This window comes from Actinomycetospora sp. CA-101289, assembly GCF_050955895.1.
Taxonomy (GTDB): Bacteria; Actinomycetota; Actinomycetes; order Mycobacteriales; family Pseudonocardiaceae; genus Actinomycetospora.
Map to the genome: position 1 here is coordinate 41,798 of NZ_CP192093.1, position 24,947 is coordinate 66,744.

A 24,947-nucleotide genomic window follows, 5' to 3' on the forward strand; every position below is an offset into this window, starting at 1 on the left:
TCCCCTCACGGACGCGCCGAGCGTAGGAGGGCCCACCGACAGCCTCACTGACCGGTCACCGGGGCAGCCCAGAAAGTCCTCCCGGCTGGGTCCCGTCGACGCCCTGACAAGAACCGCGGTCCGCAAGGTCGTGAGCTTCACCGGGACGATCCGAACCTGTTCACCCGATGAGCCGACGCCAGCGCTCAGTCGTTCGGCAACAGTCAGTTCGTGGCGTGGGGGAAGCGGCGTTGTCCGGGGATCAACGAGGACGGAACGCGCTGCCGCCGAACGTGGTCCATCGAGGGGAACCCTCGCAAGCGCTACTGCCACGACCATCCGGGAGGGCGGGACAACAGCGTCGGGCGGGTATCGCCCGGGGTTCCGACTACTTTGCGATCGGCCAGTGCCTTCGTGCCGTCTCCTCGCGCGTCGACGGATCGAGTCCAGGGCGAACGGAAGCCCCACCCGTCGACCGCGTTGCGCTCGGGGCGCACGCCGGTGGGGCCCGACGCGGTCGCCTTCGTTGGTCGGGTCCTGTCCGACGGTTGGCAGTCGGCCGTGTCAGGGGAGCTGGCACGCGCCCTCAACGACGAACTGTGGCACGCGCTCAGCGCGAAGAGCGGTAACCGAGTGTTCTGCCGGAACCTCGCCTATATCGCTCGGGAGCTCGAGAAGATCGTTGAAGCGCCGAAGCGCTTGCTCAGCTGGGCGGTCCGGCGTGCCGTCCGGTCGCAGGGCGCCTCCACCATCGAAGCCGAGATTGCTAGGGCACTGGTGGATCACGCGGTCGGCGATTCGCTGAAGCTGTCTATCCCACACCTCGGGGATGCAGTGCGGACGATCCGCGTGACCGGGGTCTGGTCGTGCTTACAGGCCGATCTCTCACTCGAGGGCTGCGAATGCTTCAAAGACCTCGCTTCGGACAAGCCGAAGGAGTTGATGAAGGCCGAGCTGGAGGCCAAGATCGACGGCCTCGTGCGCGCCTGACCACCGCGCTTGGCCAGCAAGGCGCGTGTCTTCTCGCGGCGTTCGAGGAGCTTGGGCTGCGTCGCGCCGACCCATCGATCGGTGAGGCGGTGTGGGCTTCCCAGCGATCGATGATCGCGATCTCCGACTCGAGGTCGCCGAGCTTGCGGTAGATGATCGCCGCGTGCCCGGTCCAGGCCGGCGGGGTTTCCCGAACGACGATCTCCCGTGTCCCGAGGTACTCGGCGCGACGCGGAGCGTTATAACGCTGGACGGCCTGCTCAGCTTCGAGGGCCGTGATGGTCTCGAGGAGCAGTTCCAACGCCTCGCCGTACCGCTGCTCGCGCTTGAGCCGCACGACCTCGTCGTGCCAGGCCAGGAAGTGGTGCCCGCGGACGAAGCCCGCTTCATGCTCGGCGGCTTCCATTTCGTCGGAGGGGGACAGCCGCCAGCCGTCGCGCTTCGCCGTCCACGCCCGCTTCCCCTGACCCATGCCGTCGTAGCGCGGATCGGACCAATACCGATGGGTGTCGTCCTTCGGCTCGACGGTGCGGGGGCTGAACCAGCCCATCACTTGGCTCCCTGCTCGGCGGCGTAGCGGCGCTGGTTCTCCTCAAGCAGGCGGTCGAGGAGTTCGAATCGGGCGTCGGGACCGACAGTCCAGCGGATGCCGATCCTGGTGGGGTGGTGGCCGATGTTGAGGTCGAGGTCCGACCAGCCGTAGGCGTCCATGACCGCGTGGTCGATGTCGGCGTGGAGGTCGCGGAGGGCGACGACCGCCGGGTCGCGATCGGCGGGGTCGTGGACGTGGTTGTAGGTGGTCGTCAGGCCCCAGCCCCGGCCGAACATCAGCTCTCGCCGCTCGGTGTCAAGGCGGGCGCCGAGCTCATCGAGCCAGGGCGTCGGTACGGGCCGCGGCAGGGTGAGGAAGACGTCCGAGGGCGAGTAGTTAACTCGTGTCTCGAGCGTGGATGTGTACCGGACCGTCCACGTCGTGTGGATGCTCGACGACAGCACGGCCAGCTCTGCGAACCCGTCGAAACCAAACACTGCGCATTTGTGGGCGAAAACCTGGTTCGCGGGGACGCGGACCGGCATCACAGCGTTGCTAACCATGCTGATGGCAAGGACGTGTTCAAGGTTAGAGATCGCCGCGTACAGGTTCGGAGCGCGCTCTCCGTAGATCCACCATCGGTCGCGACGCTGAGCTCGTGCGTTCCGGTCACGCTCGGGCTTGACGTCCCGCTGGACGATAGCGAGCAACTCCGGGTAGCGCTTGGCCTGATCAAGCGACCAGCCTCGGAAGTTGATAATCCAGCGGCTCGCCGAGCAGTCCGGTCGCTGATTGAGGTCCTGCCCAATGATATAGCGTTGGAGCGCTTCGGCGTGGCGAGCGTCTTCAGAGATTAGTTGCAGCGCCTCGTCTTCGCTCATCGTGAAACCGAGGCCATCCACCTTTGATCCGTTGAAAACAAGATTCGCATTCTCGGCAAGGCGATGCTTGGCGCCACCGACACGGCCCACCGGCTCGAGGTCGGCGCCGATGGCGGGCACCGGTTCGTCGTCAAGGCGTCGCTCACCGAGCGGGCCGACAGGAGCGCGGCTGGCCCACACGTCAACAATCTCGAGATTCGCGCTCGCCGACGGCCATGGGTGGCTAGTCCGGCCGCGACGGATCGTCATCCCCCGAGCCACCGACTGGGCGAGCCCAACCTCCAGGGTGTCCCCCTGCACCAAGGTGTTTGTTGCGATGTAGCCGAGCTGACCCCGCGAGGACAGCAAGCGCTGCGCGCGGAGAACGAAGCGAGCCGCAAGGTCGGCGTTGCCCTTGACGTCGCGACCGTCCCAGCGCTGAAGGAACCCGGCAAGATCGTATCCGACGGCGCCCCGGAGCTTGGAACCGCCGAGGAACGGCGGATTGCCAATGATCGCGTCGAAGCCGCGGTCGGGGCTGTCGACGAACACCTCGGGGAACTCGACGGGCCAGTGGAACGGCGTGCGTGGGGCCCGGCCGTCGGGGCGTTCGGCCTGCAGGTCGGGCTGGGCACGTTCCTTCAGCACGGCGTCGTCGTCGCCGCTCGCCGAGCTCATCTCGAGACCGAGGGCGACGAAGGCGCTGCGGACGTCGCGAGCGGTGCGGGTGCGGGCAACGCTCAGGCCGATGCCGACGAGGCGATCAGCGACGGCGCGCAGGTGGGCGGTCAGGGCGCGCGCCTCGCGGAGCTGCCGCTGTTTGCGCTCGATGTCACGAAGACCCTCGGGCGGGATCGCGTTCGCCCGATTGCGAACGTCGGCGGCCTCGCCCAGCGTGCGGACCCAGGCATCGGTGAAGGGCAGCTCGACCTCACGCAGGGCCCGGCCGGCGACCGGGTCCAGGTGCAGCGTGGTGAGCTGGTCGACCTCGACGAGGCCGAGCAGGCTGTCGCCCGCGACGAGACGGCCGTCGAGGAAGTCGAAGGGGCGCTCACGGTCCATGGTGAGCAGCCAGAGCGACAGCTTTGCCATGTCGACGGCCAGCGGGTTGACGTCAACGCCATAGAGGCAGCGCTCCACCACCCGGCGGCGGGCCTCGAGCAACACCGGCGGCACCTCGGCGTCGGCCTGCTCCCCGGCGCCGACCCAGCGCTCGGCGTCGAGATCGCCCTCGTCTGCCTCGGCGGTGACCACGCAGTCGGCGAGGTAGCGGCACGCGGACACCAGGAAGGCACCTGAGCCCATCGCGATGTCGGCCACTCGCAGGCCGAGTAGGTGCCGGCTGGGGCGGAGCCTCCACTCCGAACGGTCGGCCGTCTGCAGGGGACCGGGGAAGTAGACGAGGGGCTCCAGCGCCCCCGTGGCGATCTCGAGCGCGAGCTGCGGCGGCGTGTAGTGGGCCCCGGTGGCCGCCCTACGACGACTGGGCGCGAGATAGCGCCGGCCGGGGCGAACCACCATGGGCCGTTCACGCTCGTCACGGCGCAGCACCGGCGCCAGCGCCACGGCGACCTTGAACGCCTCGGGCTCGGCGTCACCGACCTCCTCTGCGAGCACGTGCTCGTCGAGCACTTCCCGCAGGGCCTTCTCCACCCGGCTCGCCGTCCAGCCGATACGCGCGGCCACCTCGGCCTGGAGCGTGTCGGGCAGGCCGTCGACCCAGGTCCGGGCCTCGGCGACCCCGACCTCCGTTGGCATCTTCTGACGCGGCCATTTCGAGTGCCGGGCGAGCAGGAGGGTGAGCTCGTCGGCGGTCCGGACCTCCAGTTCGAGCAGGCCCTCGTAGACGTAGCCGATCTGCTCGACGCCCAGCGCACGGAACGTCAGCCGCCGCCATTCGACGCCGACGGTCACGAACTGGACCGCGCGCAGCATGCGCCACACGGTGCGGTCGTCGACCGCGGGGACGGTGGCGCCAGCCGAGCTCTCTTCACCGGCACGCCCTTCCAGCCAAGGGAAGCGGTTTGGATCGAACAGATCACTGCCGTAGGCCGGGAGTCGCAGGTCCTCGTGGTGGACCCCGCCGTGCACCGCGCGCGCCGTGGCGAGCAGGCGATGCCATGCGCCATACCGATAGTCCAGCGACTGCGGGCCGGCCAATGCTCTGACGCGGTCGAGGTCGTCGACGAGCCGGCCGACGCTGTAAGCGGAGGCGTAGACCTCGTCGTCGCTGGGCAGGAGGCGCCGCTCCTCGGCGAAGAGGAGAAACACCACCCGCATCATCACGGTGATGACGCCGCGGTAGAGCTCATCGTCGTCGACACGCGCGAGCAGGGCGCCGCCGCTGTCGGCGTCGAGCCGGTCGAGCGTGCGAACGAGCAGCTCGACGGCGTCGCGCACCTGGCGGCCGAGGGCGTCGGTGAGCTCCTCACCGCGTTCGAGGCTCTCCTCGAGCAGCCTCGGCAGCGTGTCGGGCGCGGCCACCCCGAGGAACCTCTGCCGGCCCAACAGGGCGGCGAACGCGGCCAGCGAGTCGGGCTCCTCGCTGAATAACGAGGCGTCGAAAACCGCGACGCCCGTGGCGGCGCGGCGCGGCGCCCAAACGATCGCCCACCAGCGCCCGTCGGTCACGAGCCCGACCGGCACATCTCGGGCCCGCAGGAGGACCGCGAGGCGCTCCGCTGCGTTGGCGGTCCAACCGTCGCGGGTGGTCCGTGCGAGCGGGTGGGTGCCCCAGGGCTCGATCCGGCCGAACAAGCGCCAGGGGCTGGCGCCGCCCGATGGCGGCCCGGTCGGCTCGGCGGCTTCGGCCGCGTCGTCGTCGGAGCCCCCGGCATCGTCGTCGGGTACGTCCTCGTCGGGAATCGATTCCTCGGCCTCGTCGACGACGAAGGCGAGGTCGGGATGCACGGTCACCCGGTGCTCGACCACGAGCGCCCCGAGCGCGTCGGGGAGGTCGTCCCGATGGTGCTCGCCCCAGTCGAGGACGCCGGAGAGCAGCTCGTCGATCACGGCCCGGCGCTCCTCGCCCTGCGTGGCGAGCATTCGCTCCACGACATGTCGAACCGCACCGCGCCGGTCAGCCGACACCGGCGGCAGGCCGTCGGGAAACACCCGGTGGACGACGGGCAGGGTGAGGAACGGCCCAGAGGTCTGGAGGAGCTCGAGCCAACTGTGGCGTTTGCGGGTCGCCTCGCCGGCACCGTTCACACGGCGAGCCGGGCTCACGCGTCCACCCCGTCGGGCACGACGACCGCGATGGCGAACGGGAAGACCAGCTCCCTGACCTCGGCGAACCGGCGTGTCACCAGGGCCACCTCGCGGTCGCGCTCGTCGTCGAGGGAGTCGAGCCGAGTCCGCCACGCCTCCCGATCGCGCTCCACCTGGGCCTGTTCGGCGCGGTCGAGGTCAGCGAACGAGAGCTGCGACGACTCTTCCGTGACGAGTGCGCCCTGCAGCGTCCGGCGCAGCTGCGCGAAGACGGCCTGCACGCGCTTCTCCTCCTCCGCGGCCCGGTGGGTGAAGGTCGTCGCCAGGCTCGTCACGCGGTCGCGGGCCTGGACGTCGACGTCCTCGCGGAGCCAAGTGCCGAGCCGCGTCCAGTCGGCGGCGATCCGTTCCCGAGCTGCCGCTGGGGCTAGGCGGCACCTCCCGGGGGCGAAGGCCTCGGCGACGGCGCGGCGGAGCGCAGCGTTCCGATCCTGCGTGAGGTCGAGCCGTCGTCCCCGTCCCGAGCTCGCGATCACCCGGCCCGCCGGGAGGACCTCCTCGTGCAGCCGGGCGCCGTCCGCGCCGACCACGACGAGACGGGAGAAGACGATGACGAGGAGGTCGTCGATCTTGGCCGCTTCCGGCAGCGCGGCCCGGACCGCAGCGACCCGGTGCAGGTCACGGCGCGAGCCCCACACCGCGCTGCGTAGCAGGCGGGTGGCTTGCGCGACTAGCGGGTGGCCGAGGTGGGCGAGGACCACGTCCTCGTCGGCGGCCTGCTGATCGAAGGTGAACGGCCGCTCCGCGCCCGTGAGGGGATCGGCGTGGCCCTCCACCGTGCGCTCCCATCCCCGGCGCAGCCGACCGGCTGTCACCACGCCGGGGCGGACGTCGATCAGCGGTTCCTGCTCGGCGAGGGCCAGGGCCGTGTCGACGACCCGACGGACGTTGGCGGGGGCCACCTGCAGCTCCGCGACGCTGGTGGCGAGCTGGGCGCGCAGCTTCGTGACCTGGTCGCGGAGGTCCTGCTCGGCCCGCAGGACGCGGGTGGTGGCTTTCGGGGTCACGGTGGCCGGGTCGGCGAGGGTCGCGCGGCCGAGCATCCGTGCCTCGACGGCGCCCGCCATGACCGGGTTGACGCTTCCGAGGTCCTCGCGCTCCACCGCGACCTTCTTGGCCACGCGGGCGAGGAACTCCAGGTCGGCCTCGTAGGAGCCGGGCGTGGCGGTGCTCCAGCCGGCGCCGATGAAGTGGCAGACGATGACGGGCTCGGTCTGCCCGTGGCGGTCGACCCGACCGATCCGCTGTTCGAGACGGTTCGGGTTGAACGGGATGTCGTAGTGGACGACACGGTGGCAGTGCCGCTGCAGGTCGATGCCCTCACCGGCGGCGTCGGTGGCGAGCAGGATGCGCACGGGGTCGCGGTCGGGGCGGGCCTGGAACGCCGCCTTGAGGTGCTCGCGGCGCTTCGGGTCCATGCCGCCGAAGACGAGCCCGAGACGATCGCCGCCAAGACCGGCGGCGTCGAGCAGGCCCGCGAGCCAGACCAGGGTGTCGACATACTCGGTAAAGACGAGGATGCGTTCGTCGTCCTCGAGCACCCGCTGGATCTCGTGCATCAGGGCCCTGGCCTTGCTGTCAGCGGGCTCCGCGTGGGCGTCGGCCCAGGTCTGCAGCTCGGAGAGGGCAGCGTCGGCGTCGGCCCCGCGCTCGACGCCCGTGGCACGGTGCAGGGTAGTGAGGAGTTCGGCCTGCGCCTCCTCGGCGGTCTCGTCGTCGGCGAGACCGTCGTCCCACCCCACGACCTCGTCGATCCAGTCGGGGACCGACTCCGTCCCGCCGTCCTCCCGACGATCCGCGTGGGCGGCGAGGGTGCGGGCGAACGCGGCCGGGCTGGAGAACAGCCGCTTCTTGAGCAGCAGCGCGATCAGGTCGTTCGCGCGGACACCGCGGTCGGTGGTCCCGGCGCGGCGACGGAGCTGGAGGTACCGGTCGAGCAGCTCGTGGCCGTGGTGCTCGTCGTCGGTGTAGGGCACCTCGATTGCGCGGGTCATGCGGGGCGGGAAGAGCGGCTCGCCGTCGTCGTTCCGTAGGTCGTCCTTGAGGCGGCGGATCATGACGTCGCGGACCGCAGCGGGGTCGGGGTCGATGCCGCGGGTGAAGCGCTGCGGGTCGAGGATCTCCAGCAGCGCCTGCCAGGACTCGCGGTGGCCGTTGTGCGGGGTGGCGGAGAGGAAGAGGCGGTGGCGGCTGTACGCGCCCAGCCGGCGGACGGCGTGGGTCTGCCGGCTGTCGACGGCGTAGCCGCTGGCCTTGCGCGGCGCGGGCGGTGCGCAATGGTGGGCCTCGTCGACCACGAGCAGGTCGAAGAAGCCTTGGTGCTCGGCCTCGACGGTGAGGACCTCGTCGAGCAGCCGCTGCACCCGGGGGGATCGCAGCCACTGCAAGCTGATGACCGTTCGCGGATGCACGGCGAAGGGGTTGGCCTGCAGACCGTGGTCGCGCCGGAGATCGCGGAGCGCGGCGGCGTCGAGCACGACGAAGTCGAGCCCGAACTTCTCGGCCATCTCGTCGTGCCACTTGCCCGTGAGCGAGGCCGGGCAGACGACGATGATCCGCCGAGCGCGGTGGCGCAGCAGTAGCTCTTGTGCGACGAGGCCAGCCTCGATGGTCTTGCCGAGTCCGACGTCGTCGGCGATGAGCAGATTGACCCGGGGCATGGCGAGCGCACGCGCCACCGGGGCGAGTTGGTGGGGCTCGATGGAGATGCCGGCGCGGAACGGCGCCTGCAGGGTTCGCTCGTCGGCGCTCGCGACGGTGCCCCACCGGACGGCGTCAAGGAAGGCGCCGAAACGCTCGGGGTCGTCCCAGCCGTCCGGCGTGACCTCGGGGAGCGCGCTCGCCGGGAGGACCTCGCGGCCCGGTTCGACGTCCCAGACGACGGTCAGCTCGTCGCCGAGGTCATCGTCGCTGACGCTGGTTAGGCGCACCATCGTGGCGCCGGGGAGCGGGGTTGGAGAGAGCTCGTCGCGCTGTTGGCGGCTGTGGTGGGTGCTCGCCACCACCCACTGCTGCCCGCGCACGCGGACGAGTTGGCCGACCTCCGGGGCGTCAGCCAGAGTCGATGCCGTCATGCTTCCCCTCGGCTCTGCTGTTCCACTACGAGCGACGATCGTGCCTGATCGAGGGCTTCACCGGGGGGTCCGGGTCAAGCCGGTGGAGACACGCCTTGCCGAGACCCACGTCCGGCCGGTGACCCCCGGTGCGGGGTCACGACGAAACGGCTCGGTCGCGCGTGACTACGCCCGCTCGAGGGTGACGCGAGCCGGGTTCTCCCGTGCCTCATGCCGAGTCGGCAGCTAGGTCGCTGGGGGCGAGGTCCGGTCGTAGGCGCAGGTACGTGGTGGCGTGGCGCCATCGGCCCTGCTCGTAGGCGGTGTCGGTCTCGACCTCGACCACCAGCTCTGGTTCGACCTGGGTGTACTCGATCTCGCTGCCGGGGGTCTGTCCAAAGCGACTGGAGGGCAGCCGCGGCGGCCAGGGGTGCTTGCGGCTCGGCGGTCGCAGCAGACGTCGCAGCTGGTCGCGCGCGGCGAGGGGCAGCGGGCTCGTGCGGCCGACGACTCGGAGGTGGCCGCCTCGGTAGCGGCCGAGGACGAGGGCTTCGGGGCGCTCGAGGGTGCCGAACACGCCGCCGATGACGGCTTCGGTGGTGTCGCGGGCGCGCAGCTTCTGCCAGCTGCGGGCGCCGGGGCGGTAGCGCTGGTCGCGGCGCTTGGCGACGACACCCTCGATGCCCGGCGGCTGGTCGCGCAGCCAGGCCCCCGCGGCTCGCGGGTCGGTGGTCATCGGCATGAGCCTCACCCCGCGCGGCGCACCGCCCAGCACCGTCTCGAGGACCTCGCGGCGCTCGTCGTACAGCGCGGGTCGCAGGTCGTGGCCGTCGTGGTGCAGGACGTCGAAGGCGACTAGCGAGGCCGGGCTCTCGCCGGCCAGCTGCGCGGTGCGCGCGGGGGAGGAGTAGCGCAGGCGCTGCTGCAGCGCGGCGAAGTCGACGCCGCCGCCGGCGGCGATGACGAGCTCTCCGTCGAGGACGAGCCCCGGTGGCAGGAGGCGCGCGGCGGCGACGACCTCGGGGAAGTACCGGCCGAGCGGCTTGGCGCGGCGGCTGTCGAGGCGCACGTCGCCGAACTCGCTGCTCGAGAGCAGGCAGCGGAAGCCGTCGAGCTTGGGCTCGTAGGCCCACGGCCCTGCGGTCGGCAGGACATCGACCGACCGCGACAGCATCACCGCGACCTTCTCGACCACCGCTGGAGTCTCACCGAGGATCGGCGGCCGGTGCCACCGGTGGAAAGCGGCCTCGCACCGGACGAGACCTCCGCTCCTTGCCGCGGCCTCGCGACACTGAGCACGAGCGCCATCGATGAGCGGTCGCGGTGGGTCTACAGCGGATGGTCGGTCTTGTCTCGGCGCGCGCTCTCGTAGCCGGCGGGCAGCGGGCCACGGAACTGCGGCGCCGGCTCACGGATCGGGTCGTGCACGAGGCGCTGCGCGGCCCGGGCCGCGTGCTCCCACACCCGCGGTGAGGTCGGGCGCTCGCGCCAGTCCTCGGCGAGGGTCTCGAGCAGGGCTCCCAGGGCGTCCGCCGACTCCCGGTCGAGGCCGGCGAACCCGCCGGGACCACGTTCACGCGCCACGGCGGCGGCTTCGATCATCTGCTCGGCCTCGAGCCGTCGTTGCTCGCGGCGACGGAGCTCGGCTGGGTGAACCACACGCACCTCCAGGACAGGACGAGATGAGCGTCCTTCCGCGGGGGAGCGCGGGCGACGCCCCAGCGTGGCACGACCCGACGACGAGACGTCCCCTGTCCACGCCGCGGGGACAGGCCTCATGCCGCCACCGTGCTGGGCCCACCGGTTGATCAGGTACGCGCCGCTGCGCAGGGCTCCTCACGGCCGGGCGGCCGGGGCGCCTGCGGCGCGGGATCGACGCCGCTACCGCGGCGGTCGGCGCTGGAGGGCCCCGGGAGCTTGATCGGGCCGTTCCTCCCGGTCAAGGGCGCTCCGCTGCGCTACGCGTCGCTGCGCGACCAGCCTCCGCAAGCTCCGGCTGGCCCTTGACCGCGAGCCTCGACGGCCCGCTCGGCGCCCTTCGGGCGGTGGAGGCAGCAAGCGCCTCCGCCCACCGCCCCGGGGCCCACCAGCCCCGCCCTCTCCAGGTCGGAGGCCACCATGAGTAACCAGCCCAACCACGACCCGCGCACCGACACCCGGGCGGACAGCGACCTACTCGCCGCCTACGTCAGCGGGGACACCGACGCGCTCGCGGTCCTGGTGCACCGCTACCAGCGGGTGCTGCTGAGCCTCGTGCGCAACCTGGCGTGGTTTGAGCCGGACCCCGAGGCCGTGGTGCAGGAGGTGTGGCTGCGCGTGCTGCAGAGCGCGGCGACCTTCTCGGGCAAGGCGAAGGTGTCGACCTGGCTGCATCGCATCACCGTCAACGAGGCCATCACCGCAGCCCGTCGCCGTCGCGCCAACCGGTCGACCCCGTTCGGAGAGCTGTACCGGACCCACGACCAGCCCGAGCGCACCGACCCCGGCGACCCCTCGCTGGCGGTCATCGACCGGGAGCACGCCGCGGTGGTCCTGCCCAACCTGCTCGCGCTGCTACCCCGGGACCAGCGCCTCGTGCTGGAAGTGCTCCACCTCGACGGGCTCACCAACGAGGAAGCGGCGGAACTGCTGGGGGTCGCCGTTGGCACGGTGAAGTCCCGGGCTCACCGCGCCCGCGGGACCATCCTCGCCCACCTCGCGACGCAGAGTCGTCGAGAGGCCCGGGCGGACCTGTGACAGCGGCTCGCCGTTCCCACCTGCTCCGCGACGGCGGGAACGGCGAGCCCGCGCGGTGCGTCAGACCAGCATGACCATCCACCACGTGAGCTCGCACGCGACGGACACCCCCGGGGCCGGTGTCCCCCACGGCGCTTCTCGGGACGCGATTAGCCGGCTTTTCGCTGCCGCCCTCGACGGTGACCGCCGCGCCGAGGCCGCCCTGCATCTGCTAGGCGGGTTCGACGACTCTGCGCACCGCGCGTCCTGGGCGCTGCTTAGCGCGTCCCAAGACCCTGCCGGGCCCACGCCGCCCGACGTGCTCGCCAGCATTGACCGCACCCTGGCCGCACTCCGTGACCGTCAGCCATGACGCCCCGGGCAACCGTTTGCGCTCGCGATCGTCACCAGCACACAGGGCGTCCTGCTGACCGAACACCCCTCACGGTGTTCCGCCGGTCACGTTCCCGGGGGCAAGGTCGAGCCCGGGGAGCAGCGGTCGGAGCGAGACGTCGCGCTGATGAGGCACCCCCGATGACCCTTCTGCCGTCCGTCGCCCTTCCGTAGGGTCTGCAAGGTGTCAGGGGAGGAGCTGCATGAGCAGGGTCGTGACGGCGCTCAACGCGCGAAAACCTGGCTTGATTCAACAACTCGTGCCAACGCCAAGTGGGTCAATCCAGACAAATGGGCCGTCCGAAAGTTGACCTTTCCTTGGTCTGAAGGTACTAAGCCGACCTTCTCGTTTGACCTCGGTGGCGATCTCATAGGTGGCGACTTCGACGGGCAGGAATTTCTCGCCGAGTGCAAGCTCTACAAGGGGTCGAGCGACCAAGGCTCGTTATACTACGAGTATCTAGCAAAGTGCTATCGGGCGTACAGCCTACGTCCCGAACGATGTGACCATTTCATGTGGATCACGTTCGGGACCCGTCAGATCATGAGTCGCCGGGCCCAGCCGCGACCATCGAGAACCTTGCGGCGGAACTCCGGTGGATACCTCTTCGGCACGGGCTGGTGATCCTCTCGACAGCGAGGATTGTGATCATCCAGTAACCCGACTCCAGCCAAGCCGGGGCACATCAAGCTCTCCGGACACGCCGGGGCGGTTCACTCGCGGGTGCCGACGCGGTCGTCGTGCTGTTCCGACGGCCTACTCCAATTGTTGGAGGAGTGCCTCGGCCTTGGCCACGTCGGCTTGGGCGCCGGGTCCGATCTGGTGGAAGTTGGCGAGGGCGGCGTGGGCGTAGAGCAGAGCGTCGCCGGGCCGCTCGTGGGCGAGCAGCAGGGCGATGTTGTAGCGGGTTCTTCCGGCGCCGTAGGTGTCACCGCGTGCCTCCACGTGGCGGATACATTGCTGGTAGTGGTGCATGGCCCGGGGGAGGTCGCCTACCTGGCGGTAAAGGACGCCGAGCTGGTTGTGGGCGGTGGCGCGGTAGTCGTGGTGGTCGTCGGGTAGCAGGTCGAGGGCCTGCTGGTGGCCGGCGCGGGCCTGCTCGAGGTAGGCGTCGAGCTCCTCGGTTGGAGCGTCGGCGGCGCGGGCCTCGCGGAACCGGTGATAGGCGACGTTGGCCAGAGAGCCATGGGTGGCGGCGCGGCCGACGTGGTCGTGGTCGGGGGTGAGGTCGAGGTCGCGTTGGTGCCAGTGCTGGGCCTGGTCGAGGTCGCGCAGCCCGGTCACGCGCAGGTAGGCGTTACCGAGTCTCGAGGCGGCGATTGCTTGCGCGAGGCTGTCGCCGAGGCGCTCGGCGAGGTCGTACTGGGCCTGGTAGTGAGCGAGGCAGGCCGGATTGTCTTGCTCGAGCAGCAGGTTCCCGAGGTTCTGTTCCCTGACCCTAAGCATGCGCAGGCGAGACCGGCCGGTGGGGTCGAGCTGGTCGGGAGGCAGTTCGAGGTAGGGCGCGGCGCGGTCGCGGTCCCAGGCGGCGGCGAGGGTTTGTAGGCGGGTGGCGGTGGGCCAGTCCTGCCGCGCCTGCGCGATCTGCACCCGGTAGTTGGTGACGAGGCTGTAGCTCTCCTCGCGGCCGGGGCGCGGGGCGTCGGTGGTGAGGTCGATGTAGTCGCCCTGGATGTCGGTCACGAGCCGGGCCCACTCGGGGTCACGCCCGGTCAGTTGGTAGAGCTTCTTCAGGCCTTGGGCGCAGCCCAGCGCCGCGTCGGGTAGGTGGTGGGCGCGGGCCAGGTCCAGGCCGTGGCGCAGGTTGGCTTCCTCGGCTCGTAGCGCGGGCAGCACCGCGACCGCCTGTCCGTCCGCGACCTGCTTGAAGTAGTAGGTGCCGAGGGTGGCGTGGGTGTGGGTGTAGGCGCGGGCGGCGGTGTCGGGGTCGGGGGTGTGGCAGTGGAATAGGTCGGTGAAGAACCAGGGCAGGGCGGGGTGGATGCCGTAGTAGCCGCCGCCGTGCGCGGTGAGCAGCCCGAGCTCGGCGGCCCGGTCGAGCAGGGCGGCGAGCTGTTCGCGGTCGGCGCCGGCCAGGGCGGCGACGGCGTCGTCGCCGGCGGTCTGCGGGTCTCCCATGGCGCGTAGGGCGTCGATGGTGACGGTGTCGCGGAACAGGTGCAGCAGCGCGAGTTGGGTGTGTTCGGTGTCGGTGAAGGCGTGGGTGAACCCGTAGGCCAGGGAGGCGGCCAGCGAGTCGCTGCGACCCAGCTCGGCGTTCGCTGCTGGTTCCAGCACGGCGGCCCCCGTATCGACCCGGGCCACGAAGGCTTCGAGCTGCGCGGTGCTGGTGACCTGCTCGCGCAGCACGGCCTGGCGCACCGCGACGGTGATCGCCAACGGGTTACCGCCGGTGAACCGGGCCAGGGGACGCCAGTCGATGGTGCCGGTGGTGGCGCCGAGGTGCCTGGCGAGGGCGCGGGTGAGCTGGAGGCTTTCCCATAGAGGCATGGGTGCCAGCTGAACGCGTTGCGGGAGTTCGCCCAGCCAGGGGTGCTCGTCGCGGCGGGATGTCAGTAGCACCCTGGTCTGGGTGCGGTAGCGCAGCTCGCGCAGGAAGCCGCGTAGCTCGGTCTGCTCCTGGTCGCTCCAGGTCGATGGGCTGCCGGCCGGGAACCCGGTGACGGGTTCGACGTTGTCCCAGACCCACAGCACCGGTATGTGCGCGAGCACCTGCAGGATCACGTTCCGTCGTGCGGTCGGGTCGGTGAGCGCCGCCCAATGGAGGTCGTTGGCCTCCAGCAGCGGCGCGAACACTGCACCCGCAGTGTCCAGGACCCGATCCAGCGGGGTGTGGTGCTCGAAGCTCGTCCAGAGCACGACGCCGTGCCTGCTGCTGCCGTCACCGCTGTCGCTGTCGCTGTCGCTGTCGCTGTCGCTGTCGCTGTCGCTGTCGCTGTCGCTGTCGCTGTCGCTGTCGCTGTCGCTGTCGCTGTCGCTGTCGCTGTCGCTGTCGCTGTCGCTGTCGCTGTCCAGGCGTAGCCCGCCGGTGGCGAGGTACCAGCGGGTGAACTCGGCGGCGGTGGTGGTCTTGCCGGCTCCGGCGAACGCGTGGAGCAGCACGACCTGGTGGTCGTCGAAGGCGCGGTCGAGAGCGAGCAGGGCCTCGTCGCGCCCGTAGAACCCGATGTCCGGGGCGGCGGGGACGTCGGTGCCGGTGCGGGAGCGGGTGTCGCCGCCGTGCAGGGTGATCCGGGGTTGCGCCGCGGCGGGCCGTTCGATGAGGGTGCGGGGGGCGGCTTCGTAGACGGTGGGCACCATCCAGTCCTGCAGATCGACTGGGGTGGTGCCGAGTTCGCGGGTAGGGTCGGCGGCCAAGGCGCGCCGCCCGGCTGCGGCGGCCTGTCCGAGGGGGTGCCCGGCGAGCAGGCTGGTGTAGAGGTCAGCGACGAACTGGGCCGCGGTGACGACGTAGACGTTGTAGCGCATGGCCACCACACCGGCGACGCCCCGGTCGGCGACCTCCGCGGCCAGGGAGCCGTAGGCGCGGACCCGTTCGTTCACCTCGCTCAGGGCCGGGTCGGGGGCCGAGGGGGCGTCGGCGTAGGCGGAGCGGCAGGCGTTGAGGACCAGGACCGGGACCCTGGTCTCGACCAGCAGGTCGGCCAGGGTGGGGCCGTCGACGAGCTCCTGGTTGCTGCTCGTGTCGGGGCGTTCGAACAGCAGGTAGCCGTGCTGCCCGGGCCGGGCGGGTGCGGCGAGGCCGGGCCCGTAGCTGGTGGCCGACACCTCGACCCGGCCGTCGCCCTCGGCCAAGATGTCGCGATAGGTGCCGTGGCCGTCGAAGTGCACCACCTGGTAGGGCTGGCCTGCATGAGCGGCGGCGCGCAGCACGGTGGCGAGGCGGGCGAACGACGCGGGGCGCAGCACGTCGAGGTTGAGCCCGTCGAGGCGGTCGACCCCGCCGCGGACCAGCCGCGAGGCCACCGACCGGAACGGGACGTCGTCGCGGCCGCTCGGGCGGCAGATCACCAGGAGCACCCGCAGTCGATCCTGACTGGTCTGCGGGAGTCGGGTGCGGGCGGCCTGGGTGTGGGTGCGGACGAACTGCCCGGCCTCGACCGCGAGCTTGCTGCCGCGCCGATCACGCAGCAGCTCCCACGGCAGGCCGGGGACGTCGGCGGGGTCGGCGTCGACCTCGATCCGCATCCGGTCCAGCCCGCCCGCGCTGGCCTCGTTCCACAGATCGCGGATGTCGCCGTCACCAAAGATGGCGGCGAACAGCTCGCGGCCCACCGTGTCCAGTAGCTGCTCGGCCTCGGCGGCCATTGCCGGGCCGGGCTCGGTGGGGAACCCGGCGTAGTCCTCGAGGTACCAGCGCAGCTTCTCCGCACCGGCGGGATCGGGCGGCACGGTGACCTCGACGGTCGCGGTGCGGGGCGCGAACCCGGGGAGAGTCGCGGACACGGTGATGCGATGGTGTCCCGCTTCGCCCAGGGGGCGGTCCTCGATCTTCATCACCGGCCCGTTATCCACGCCATCACCTCGTCTCGGGCTCACTGTGTGTTACCCCCTAGTCTGCGTTCCCGCGTTGGAACGGAGTCGCTCGTGCCGCTGACCCCCGCCACCTACAAGTGCCCCACCCACCCCCAGGTGGACCTGACCTCCCGTGTCCTCGAGGCCCTCGAGGACGAGGGCCCACCAGTCGCGTTCGGGAAGCGCCCCTTCCGGGTGCAGGTGACGTGTCCCGGGGATGGTTCCGGGGCTCACATGTTGATGGCCTCGGGCGAGCGCGAGACCTGATGGCCGTCGGGGAGCTCACCGACGGCGACCGTCGTTGGCTGGCGCTGGCCGACGAGCTCGCGCCGGCCAAGTCGCTGCAGCGGCTCGACACCGCCGCCAGCCGGGTCGCCTCCACCGTCAGCGTGGTCGCCACCGTGCTCACCGGGCTCGGGCTGCTCGCCGCCAGCCTCACTACCTTGCCCGACCCCTCCCGGTGGTTGGCGGTTACTGCGGCCGCGCTGGCCATCGCTGCGCTGCTTGTCGCGCTCGCCGCGCAATGGGTCACCGTCACGCGCGATCTCAAGCCGAACGACCTGGCCGAGGTCGAGCGGTGGTTCAACACCCAATTCTCGCGCCGAGTCCGGCTGGCGCGGTGGGCGGCAGGGCTGCTGGTCGCCTCCGTCGCATGCGCCGGGCTTGCGGCCGGGGTGTCGCTGCTGCTCGGCCCACGCGCGGCGCCGACCCTGGGCGTCACCCGCACTGCCGACGCAGTCGCCGTGGATGTCACTTTTCGTGGAGTCCGTCCCGGCCAGGTCGCGACCGCGACCGTGAGCGTCGACGGCCACGAGGCCGCCCGAGCCGCATTTGGTCCTGCCCCCGACGGCACCGCCACCCGCACCCTCACCCTCACCGGAGTCCCCCCTGGCGCCGCCGTTACCATCACATCCCAGGCGCCCGGCTCGACCTGCGGCGCCACCGCGGCCCCGGGCGGCGCACCGAGCGTGACGTGCGCGGGTTCATGAGGGCTGCTCGGAGCTTTGATCCTCAAGTCTGCGAATGAGTCTCTCGGCTGCTGCTGCTTCGGCTCGAGCGCCAGGGCCGACCTGTTGGAAGTTGGTAAGGGCGGCGCGGGCGTAGAGCAAGGCGTCGCTTCGACGGCCGTTCTCCGCGAGGAGCAGGGCGATGTGGTGGCGGGTCTCCCCGGCGCCATAGGCGTTACCGCGAGCCTCCTTATGGCGGATAGATCGCTGAAAATGGCCTATTGCCCGCGGTACATCGCCTGCCAGGCGGTGGAGGAGACCGAGCTGATTGTGGGAGGTGGCGCGATAGATGTGGTGGTCGTCGGGCAGCAGGTCGAGGACCTGCTCGTAGCCCGCGCGCGCCTCTTCCAGGTAGGCGGTCAACTCCTCGGCGGACGCGCCGGCGTCGCGGGCCTCGCGAAATCGGTTGTAGTTCACGTTCGCCAAGGAGCCATGGGCGCCTGCGCGGCCGATGCGGTCGTGTTCGGGGACGAGGTCGAGGTGACGCTTGTGCCAATACTCGGCCTGGAGGACGTCCCGCAGCCCAGTCACAACCAAGTAGGCGTTGCCCATGCTCGACGCCGCGGCGGCCTGGGCGCGGGTGTCGCCGATTTGCTCGGCAACGTCATATTGGGCTTGGAAATGCTCCCGGCAGGCGGGGTCATCAAGCTCGTGCAGCAGGTCCCCGAGGTGTTGCTCGCTAACTGCCAAGGCGCGCAGGCGGCTTCGACCGATTGGGTCGAGGCGCTCTGGGGGGCTCTGGAGATGCTCGGTTGCGCGGTCCCGGACCCACGCGGTGAGGTCCGTCTGCAGGCGGATAGCGGTAGCCCAGTCCCGCTGATTCTTAGCCAGCTGGACGCAATACCCAGCAACAATACTGTAGTGGTCCTCGCGCCCAGGGCGGGGTAGATCGCTGGCGGGATCGATGTACTCACCCACGAAATCAGCCACCAACCGAGCCCACTCAACGTCGCGTCCGGTCAAGCTAAAGAGCTTGCGCAAACCTTGTGCGCAACTGATCACGCACTTCGGGAAGTTATGTATGCGGGCTAGGCGCAGCGCATGGCGCAGGTTGGCTTCCTGCATACGTAGTAGTGACAGCACAGCGGTGTGTCCGTCCTCAATAACATCGAAGTAGACATCGCCGAGGGTGGCGTGAGCGGAGGTGTAGGCGCGTTGCGCGGCGTCAGGGTCGAGGACGTGGGTGGTGAAGAGGTCAGCGAAGAACCACGGCAGGGCGGGGTGAATGCCGTAGTAGCCCCCGCTAAATCGGGTGAGCAGGCCGAGCTCGGCGGCGCGGTTGAGTAGTGCCGTGAGCTGGTCACGGTCGGCTATGGCCAGCGCGGGCAGCGCGTCGTCGCCAACAAACTGTGCGTCGCCCATCGTAAGCAGGGCGTCGGTACTGACGGTGTCTTGGAACAGGTGCAGCAGCGCGAGCTGGGCGTGCTCGGTGTCGGTGAAGGCGTGGGCGAACCCGTAGGCCAGCGACGCGGCGAGCGAGTCGCTGCGGCCCAGCTCGGCGTTCTCGGCCGGTTCCAGCCCGGCGGCCCCGGCCTCCACCTGGGCCACGAAGGCTTCGAGCTGTGCGGTGCTGGTGACCTGTTCGCGCAGCACGGCCTGGCGCAGCGCCACCGTGATCGCCAACGGGTTGCCGCCGGTGAAGCGCAGCAGCCGATGCCAGTCGATGTCCTCGCTCCGGGGGGTCCTAGAGAGGCGGCGGACTAGGGCGTGGGTCAGCTGCAGCCGTTCCCGCATCGGCATCGGCTGTAGCCGGACGCGCTGCGGGAGGTCGCCGAGCCAGGGGTGTTCGTCGCGGCGGGAGGTAAGCAGCACCTTGGTCCGGGTGCGGTCGCGCAGCTCGCGGAGGAACGTCCGCAGTTCGGTCTGCTCCTGCTCGCTCCAGGCCGAGGGGGCGCCGGTGGGGAAGCCGGTGACGGGTTCGACGTTGTCCCACACCCACAGCACCGGCACCGCCGCGAGCACGCGCAGGATCACCGCCCGCCGCTGCGCGGGGTCGGTGATCGCCGCCCAGTGGATGTCACTTGCCTCGAGCAGCGGCGTGAGCGCCGCCCCTGCGGTGTCGAGGACGCGGTCGAGGGGGATGTGGTGCTCGAAGCTGGTCCACAGCACTTCCCCACCCATCTCGGCGTCGACCCCGCCGGTGGCGGTGTACCAGCGGGCGAACTCCGCCGCGGTGGTGGTCTTGCCCGCACCGGCCAGGGCGTGGAGCAGTACGACCCGGTCGCTGTCGAACGCCCGGTCCAGGGCGAGCAGTGCCTCGTCGCGGCCGAAGAACCCGATGTCCGGGGCGTCGGGCACCCCGACTGTCGGCGGCTCGGGCGCCACCTCGAACGATGCCTGCGCGGTGCGCAGGGTCAGCGGCTCGGGCTCGTAGACGGTCGGGACCAGCCAGTCCTGCAGCTCGACCGGAGTCGCGGCGATCCGCCGACGTGGGTCAGCGGCCAGCGCCTTGCGCGCCCCCGACACCGCCGCGCCGAGCGACCCACCCGACGCCAGCCGCCGGTAGAGGTCTTCGACGAAGCGGGCGGCGGTCTCGACGTAGACGTTGTAGCGCATCGCCACCACCCCGGGCACGCCCTGATCGGCGACCTCCGCGGCCAACGACCCGTAGGCCCGAATCCGGTCGTGCACCCCCGCGGCGGGGTCCGGCGCCGCCGGGGCCTCCGCGTACGCCGAACGGCACGCGTTGAGCACCAGGACGGGTACCCCAGTCTCGACCAGCAGCCCGGCCATTGTCGGGCCGTCCACCAGCCGCTGCCCGGATGCGTGCTGCGGGTCCTCGAACAGCAGGTAGCCGTGACGCCCCGGCCGGGTCTGGTCGGTGGGGCCAAAGGTCAGCGCCGACACCGCGACCGCGTCGTCGCCCAGCGCGCCGGTGTCGAGGAACGCGCCGTGCCCGTCGAAGTGAACGATGTGGAATCCGCGGCCCGCCTCGGCCGCTGATCGCAGCACCGCGGCGAGCCGGGCGAACGTCGGCGGGCGCAGCACCTCCAGATCGACCCCGTCCAGGCGGTCTACGCTGCTGCGCACCAGCCGGGAGGCCACCGAGCGGAACGGCACGTCCTCCTCGCCACCGGGCCGGCAGATCACCAGCAGCACCCGCAACGGCCCCGCCGTCGGTGACGGCAGCCGCACCGCCCGCGCCGTTTGGTGATGGGTCCGCACGAACTCTGCCGCTCCGAGCGCCACCGGACGGTCGGAGTCCGGGTCGCGCAGCAGCTCCCACGGAACCCCTGGCGCGTCGGAGGGATCGGTGTCGATCTCCACCCGCACCGCGGCCAGCTCCGCCTCGGCCGACGTCCATACCCGCGCCGCACCCCGCGCGGCGAACACTCGCTCGAACAGCTCACGCCCCACCGACGCGAGCAGCTCCTCCGCGCTGCGGGCCACCGCCGGCGCCGGATCGGCCGGGAACTCCGCGTAGTCCTCCAGATACCACCGGACCCGCTCGGACTCCGCCTCATCCACCGGCAGCTCGACCTCGGTCTCATGGGTCAGCGGCGCCCCGCCCACCCACGACACGCTCACCCGCCGCCGGTCACCGACCCCGCGGTCGACCATCCGAAGAACCGCCACACGCTCCCCCAAACCACGATCACACCCATGTCGTCGGCACGCGGCCCTCCCGCCCATCGGCCTACGTGTCGACGCCAGCGACGACGGTAGTGGCCCGGCCGGTGACCATGGAGTGTTTCGCGGGCGGCGACCCACCCGACTCTCGTGCACCGGTTCCGGGTGGCCCTACGACGTCGCCCCGCGATCCTCGTGACACGGCTCGTGACACGAAACGGCAGCACCTGGTGAGGTGGTAGAGCACGCCGTGACGTCCCACGAGGGACGTCGTTGCTGGTAGAGGCTTCTGTGCACGGGATCGGCCATCTTTGCAAGGCGCTCCTTCGCGCCTAGAAGGGCCTGGCCCGGGACACCCCACTCGACGTTGCCCGTGAGCCTCGACCGCCGTGTGGGGCCTCCGTTACCGTTAGCGAGGTCTGGCTCCGCCTGCCCCTTCCACTCATGCGCTACCTGATGCAGTCAGCCAGCGCGGCCACAGCCGAACCTGACTCCGCGAGCTTGGGAAAGCGAACTACCTCGGGTATGGGACACAAGCTGTGCTTTCGCACGAGTTCAAGTGCCGAAGCAAGTCGCTTATCCCTCGTCACAAAAATGTCACAGTCTGGCAAATAGGCCGCCAATTGGTCGTCCCCCGGGCTGCCTGACGTTATCTTGCTCATAAGCTGCGCAGTGGAGACCGCCCACCGAAGCCAGGTTCGAGGCACGTTGACCCTGTCGACGTCATAGAACCAGAACTTCGAGAATTCCTCTGCACTGGCGCCGACACGGCGCATGTCAAGGTAAGGCTCAAGCCAGTCGACGTCAGTGCTGTTGCGACCCGACCGTCGCACGGCGGTCGCGGTCCTTATTGAGTGCCAGTACACGTCACGAGCTTGGACTCTCCACCACTCGAGTTTGTCGCCCGTACGCCAGCCAGCGACGTACTCTGCGCTGGAATTGTCGGTTGGCTCGACCACCATGTGCGTGAGATCGCTGACGTCGCTCTTCGTGGCCAAGCGGCGTGTCCGGTTCTCCTCGTAGTTCTTCAACGCCGCTTCTTGCAGTGGTGCGTGCACACGGTGGGACAACGCTCTCATCATTTCTGGGTGAGACCGCGCTTGACGCCAAACCGTTTTTAGCCACTCGGTCCGGTAGGTCGCCAGACTCCCCGGAAGCGGTAGTTGTAGCACCCACTCTGGGCGAGTGCGGCGCACTTCGGATACCATCTCTGCAGCTTGCTGGTCGGCCTCCGTCCGAAGCCGTGTCCAGCTCTTCGAGGATAAGACCTCGACGATCTTCCGAAGCGCGTCATCATCAGGTGTGCGCAACACCTCCAGGAGCGTCGCAGGAGGTGTCTGGACCGCCCACTGGCGAGACGCCGCAAGCTTCTCAAGGCTCTCACGCGAATCTCGTCGCCCGATTTCTGACCAGATATTGGTGTCGAGAATGAGGCGCACGGAGGCGCTCCTCTCCCTCGAAGTCATATTGTCGTTTGTGATCTCGTTGTGTCTAAACTTTGGGCTCGGACCGATCTATGCTATCTGTACGTACGGCCTCCTGCGAGGGGGTTTTACTCTAGGTCTGACGCTGTCAGCGGTTAGGAGTGGCTCGTCGCGACTCGGCCTCCTGGTCGCTCGCGCTAGCCGATAGCGAGGGGTCGCTGCCTGGCTCCTACCGCCCGCTCGAGACGAAGCGCCGCAGCCGCGTCGACCTCACCCGCCGCGTGGTGCGCGCTCTCGCTCGCCACGACGGGCCGGGCGTGCTCGTCACCGGCAGCGGCTTACGCTCTTCGGCCTCGAGCGGGGCCGTGGCGAACGCCGCCGGCCGCAGTCGCGAACCGATGAAGGCCATCCGTGACTGGGCCAAGAGCAGCGGCCGGGCGGTCAGCGACCGTGGCCGCCTGCCAAGCAATATCGTCGAGGCCTACGACGCCGCCCACAAGCAGGCGCCGCGGACGGGGGCACGTCAACGTGCGGTAACACCGTCATACGCGGACTCCCACTAGACGGTGCCGGTCCCGGACGCCGTTCCTCCCCCCGGGACGAAGTTCCGGGGCCGGCCCATCGCCTAGCGGATACGTCGCCCGCTGAGGCGTCGAGAGCCGAAACCCGGTTATATGTAATGAACTCGCGTGATCGTCGCAGGTCGACCTCACTCTCGACTACGGCGAGCCGCCCTCCATTAAAGTTGCGCTGAGCGGATATGCCACCCCGGGCGGTGGCACATTTTCTACAATCGACTTAGCAGCGAGGTGGGAGTTCGCTTAGAGACGAGCCGTCGTCGACAGTGCGTCAACTACTCGGGTTGAACCTACCTCACGGGCAGGACCGGAGCCGCTAAGCTCGTAGACATAACTTGAGCGCTGGGCAGTCCGATATCTACGGATTGTTCGAGTCTGCGAAGAGCACTCTCTGTCGCCACTGCCACTGACTGAAGGTAGGATATTGAGGCGGCTGTCACGTCCCTTTCAAGGGCGATCCGTGAGCGCCCTACGATCTCTCGAACAATACTGAGCACACCCGCCGCATTCTCACGTGCGCCCGTATCCGGCAGGGCGGCCAGAGTCGATCGGACGAACATCTCGAACTCTTCCGCGTGGCGTTCTAGCTGGTCTTTCGCGGCTTGAAATTCGGTCCTCGCAGTGGTTGAGGCGGAAGCTCCCCCGGCTTCCCCGCCGACCCGACTAATCTGCTCTATCTCTCTCTCGAGTTGCACCAGTTCTTTCAACATGTGCTGCGTCGCTGCGCGGCGTATGCCAACATCCTCAATCAATCGCTCCTGCGCGCGTTGCAGACGCGCACTTTCCGAGGCGCGACGGGTCTGCCGAGCAACGAACATTCCACCGACAACGGCTCCAAGTATACCGCTAAATGCGGATACGACGCTTGCAATTAGACTCGCATCAATCATTGCCACCCCAATGTGCGTTCAGTCGTCCCTATTCCCGCGCCTCCGAGGCCATTCGCTCTATCCTTGCTTGTAGGGTGACGATCCTGTGATCCTTGGCGAGACCGGAGTCGGCGATGTTCAAGAAGTGAATCTTGCCTATCGACATCTGAAACGTCAGCTCAACGTTCGTCTGGCCGACGTTAAGAAGAGCGAGGTCGAGCGGACCTTGGTAGCTTGGATCTATTGTAGGTCCGTGTAGTAGCAGAAGGCTCTTCTCAACGCCAAGTCGGGTTGTGGCTCCGAGGAGTCCCATGTGGCTCTCCGACAGCTCGAAGCTCTCGTAAGACCGGATGATGGTCAGCTCTCCTGGTTCTACCGTCGCGCTCGTCCTCATAAGGTCGACGATTTCATTGCCGCTACGGTGACGAACTGTTACGTGCTGTCCGAGACGGAAGTAGTAGCAAGTTGACAGCAGTTGTTTCTTTTCGAATGGGTTGATACGTATAGTGCCCTGTTCGACCTGTCGCAGCACTTGTTCGTCTGAGAGGAGGAACATTAGGTGGGCTCCCTTGGATTGAAAAGCGGACCTGCGAAGTACTGGGCTCTATCGCGACGCGCTTACGGCCCACTCGGCGTGAACGGCGCTACCTCAACATGGGTGAATTCGAGGGGTGATCCGCGCAAGGGCTACTTCCTCCACGCCATCAATCTGCTCGGTTGTGACGTTGACATTCCTGAATCACGAGGCAGAAGCGCGATCGCCTTCACTTCCTGGCGTAGCAAGTCGAGGTCCTCTTCCCCGTAAGTCTCGGAGCTAACAATCAGAACGTCTGGTTGGATCGAGGTAGCGAAGTGCCAGCGAGGCGCGATCGTCTTGAGGAACACTGCATCAACATGACGCACATGAGATAGCATTTCCATTCTTTCACGATCAGGTAACACTGGCCGAGCCGCACCTTTGCGGACCGAGACTTTCGCGTCGCTATCGACCCCCACAATCAACGCGTCCGTCAAGCAGCTCGCCCGCTCCAGGAACCGCATATGTCCGACGTGCAGGAGGTCGAAGGTCCCGGAAACTAGGCCAAGCGTCCTTCCATCGCATCGCCAGGCGCCGATCTGGGCGAGCAGCTCTTCGAGGTCCCAGAAGACAGGGGCGCGCTGCACACGACTTCTTCCTCGCGCTGATTAGGT

The 24,947-nt window shown here is 69.3% G+C and carries 16 protein-coding genes; 6 read left to right on the top strand and 10 right to left on the bottom strand.

Annotation, left to right across the window (positions count from 1 at the left end):
• Window positions 1-480: 480 nt before the first annotated feature.
• Complete coding sequence (locus ACQPX6_RS00190) at window positions 481-969, top strand: hypothetical protein (RefSeq protein WP_433784630.1); 489 nt, start codon at window positions 481-483, stop codon at window positions 967-969.
• On the opposite strand, the gene ACQPX6_RS00195 is transcribed toward ACQPX6_RS00190, so the two are convergent.
• The 5 genes from ACQPX6_RS00195 to ACQPX6_RS00215 form a co-directional block, all read right to left on the bottom strand.
• Complete coding sequence (locus tag ACQPX6_RS00195; RefSeq protein ID WP_433784631.1) at window positions 887-1,519, bottom strand: hypothetical protein; 633 nt, start codon at window positions 1,517-1,519, stop codon at window positions 887-889. The two genes, ACQPX6_RS00190 and ACQPX6_RS00195, sit on opposite strands and share 83 nt — an antisense overlap.
• Window positions 1,519-5,589 (bottom strand): Eco57I restriction-modification methylase domain-containing protein, encoded by a 4,071-nt coding sequence (locus tag ACQPX6_RS00200; protein WP_433784632.1) that lies wholly within the window; start codon window positions 5,587-5,589, stop codon window positions 1,519-1,521. The genes ACQPX6_RS00195 and ACQPX6_RS00200 overlap by 1 nt, the downstream gene beginning before the upstream one ends.
• Window positions 5,586-8,705, bottom strand: a complete 3,120-nt coding sequence (gene drmD / locus ACQPX6_RS00205) for a DISARM system SNF2-like helicase DrmD (protein WP_433784633.1) — start codon at window positions 8,703-8,705, stop codon at window positions 5,586-5,588. Before drmD ends, ACQPX6_RS00200 begins: the two co-directional genes overlap by 4 nt.
• Before the next feature lie 208 nt (window positions 8,706-8,913).
• Complete coding sequence (locus ACQPX6_RS00210) at window positions 8,914-9,879, bottom strand: ATP-dependent DNA ligase (RefSeq protein WP_433784635.1); 966 nt, start codon at window positions 9,877-9,879, stop codon at window positions 8,914-8,916.
• Window positions 9,880-10,013: 134 nt separating this feature from the next.
• Window positions 10,014-10,343, bottom strand: a complete 330-nt coding sequence (locus tag ACQPX6_RS00215) for a hypothetical protein (protein WP_433784636.1) — start codon at window positions 10,341-10,343, stop codon at window positions 10,014-10,016.
• 459 nt (window positions 10,344-10,802) lie between these two features.
• Here ACQPX6_RS00215 and ACQPX6_RS00220 point away from each other — a divergent pair, with 459 nt between their 5' ends.
• Both ACQPX6_RS00220 and ACQPX6_RS00225 read left to right on the top strand, forming a co-directional pair.
• Window positions 10,803-11,420: an RNA polymerase sigma factor gene (locus ACQPX6_RS00220; protein WP_433784637.1), complete on the top strand. Its 618-nt coding sequence runs from the start codon at window positions 10,803-10,805 to the stop codon at window positions 11,418-11,420.
• A 379-nt stretch (window positions 11,421-11,799) separates the two neighbouring features.
• A complete protein-coding gene (locus ACQPX6_RS00225) occupies window positions 11,800-11,937 on the top strand; it encodes a hypothetical protein (protein WP_433788408.1) in 138 nt (45 codons plus the stop codon).
• A 612-nt stretch (window positions 11,938-12,549) separates the two neighbouring features.
• On the opposite strand, the gene ACQPX6_RS00230 is transcribed toward ACQPX6_RS00225, so the two are convergent.
• The gene (locus tag ACQPX6_RS00230; protein WP_433784638.1) at window positions 12,550-16,239 is read right to left on the bottom strand and encodes a CHAT domain-containing protein; all 3,690 of its coding nucleotides are present in this window, start codon (window positions 16,237-16,239) and stop codon (window positions 12,550-12,552) included.
• A gap of 141 nt (window positions 16,240-16,380) precedes the next feature.
• Here ACQPX6_RS00230 and ACQPX6_RS00235 point away from each other — a divergent pair, with 141 nt between their 5' ends.
• Entirely contained in the window at window positions 16,381-16,575 is a 195-nt protein-coding gene (locus ACQPX6_RS00235; RefSeq protein ID WP_433784639.1) for a hypothetical protein, read from the top strand.
• On the top strand, window positions 16,575-17,297 hold the full coding sequence (locus ACQPX6_RS00240) for a hypothetical protein (RefSeq protein ID WP_433784641.1): 723 nt from the start codon (window positions 16,575-16,577) through the stop codon (window positions 17,295-17,297). The genes ACQPX6_RS00235 and ACQPX6_RS00240 overlap by 1 nt, the downstream gene beginning before the upstream one ends.
• Here ACQPX6_RS00240 and ACQPX6_RS00245 read toward each other — a convergent pair.
• Together ACQPX6_RS00245 and ACQPX6_RS00250 are read right to left on the bottom strand one after the other, a co-directional pair.
• Complete coding sequence (locus ACQPX6_RS00245) at window positions 17,292-20,876, bottom strand: CHAT domain-containing protein (RefSeq protein ID WP_433784642.1); 3,585 nt, start codon at window positions 20,874-20,876, stop codon at window positions 17,292-17,294. The two genes, ACQPX6_RS00240 and ACQPX6_RS00245, sit on opposite strands and share 6 nt — an antisense overlap.
• Window positions 20,877-21,334: 458 nt before the next feature.
• A complete protein-coding gene (locus ACQPX6_RS00250) occupies window positions 21,335-22,324 on the bottom strand; it encodes a type II toxin-antitoxin system VapC family toxin (protein ID WP_433784643.1) in 990 nt (329 codons plus the stop codon).
• A 383-nt stretch (window positions 22,325-22,707) separates the two neighbouring features.
• Here ACQPX6_RS00250 and ACQPX6_RS00255 point away from each other — a divergent pair, with 383 nt between their 5' ends.
• Window positions 22,708-22,872: an Lsr2 family DNA-binding protein gene (locus ACQPX6_RS00255; protein WP_433788409.1), complete on the top strand. Its 165-nt coding sequence runs from the start codon at window positions 22,708-22,710 to the stop codon at window positions 22,870-22,872.
• 933 nt (window positions 22,873-23,805) lie between these two features.
• Here the strand turns inward: ACQPX6_RS00255 and ACQPX6_RS00260 are convergent.
• Together ACQPX6_RS00260 and ACQPX6_RS00265 are read right to left on the bottom strand one after the other, a co-directional pair.
• Window positions 23,806-24,312: a dCTP deaminase domain-containing protein gene (locus ACQPX6_RS00260; protein ID WP_433784644.1), complete on the bottom strand. Its 507-nt coding sequence runs from the start codon at window positions 24,310-24,312 to the stop codon at window positions 23,806-23,808.
• A 131-nt stretch (window positions 24,313-24,443) separates the two neighbouring features.
• Complete coding sequence (locus ACQPX6_RS00265; RefSeq protein ID WP_433784645.1) at window positions 24,444-24,920, bottom strand: adenylyltransferase/cytidyltransferase family protein; 477 nt, start codon at window positions 24,918-24,920, stop codon at window positions 24,444-24,446.
• Between the last annotated feature and the right edge of the window lie 27 nt (window positions 24,921-24,947).

Bases quoted from the DNA above. Each gene is read 5' to 3' on its own strand.
- ACQPX6_RS00195 (WP_433784631.1), bottom strand. From the start codon at position 1,519: ATGGGCTGGTTCAGCCCCCGCACCGTCGAGCCGAAGGACGACACCCAT.
- ACQPX6_RS00260 (WP_433784644.1), bottom strand. From the start codon at position 24,312: ATGTTCCTCCTCTCAGACGAACAAGTGCTGCGACAGGTCGAACAGGGC.
- ACQPX6_RS00220 (WP_433784637.1), top strand. From the start codon at position 10,803: ATGAGTAACCAGCCCAACCACGACCCGCGCACCGACACCCGGGCGGAC.
- ACQPX6_RS00255 (WP_433788409.1), top strand. From the start codon at position 22,708: ATGAAGGCCATCCGTGACTGGGCCAAGAGCAGCGGCCGGGCGGTCAGC.
- drmD (WP_433784633.1), bottom strand. From the start codon at position 8,705: ATGACGGCATCGACTCTGGCTGACGCCCCGGAGGTCGGCCAACTCGTC.
- ACQPX6_RS00245 (WP_433784642.1), bottom strand. From the start codon at position 20,876: ATGGTCGACCGCGGGGTCGGTGACCGGCGGCGGGTGAGCGTGTCGTGG.
- ACQPX6_RS00240 (WP_433784641.1), top strand. From the start codon at position 16,575: ATGGCCGTCGGGGAGCTCACCGACGGCGACCGTCGTTGGCTGGCGCTG.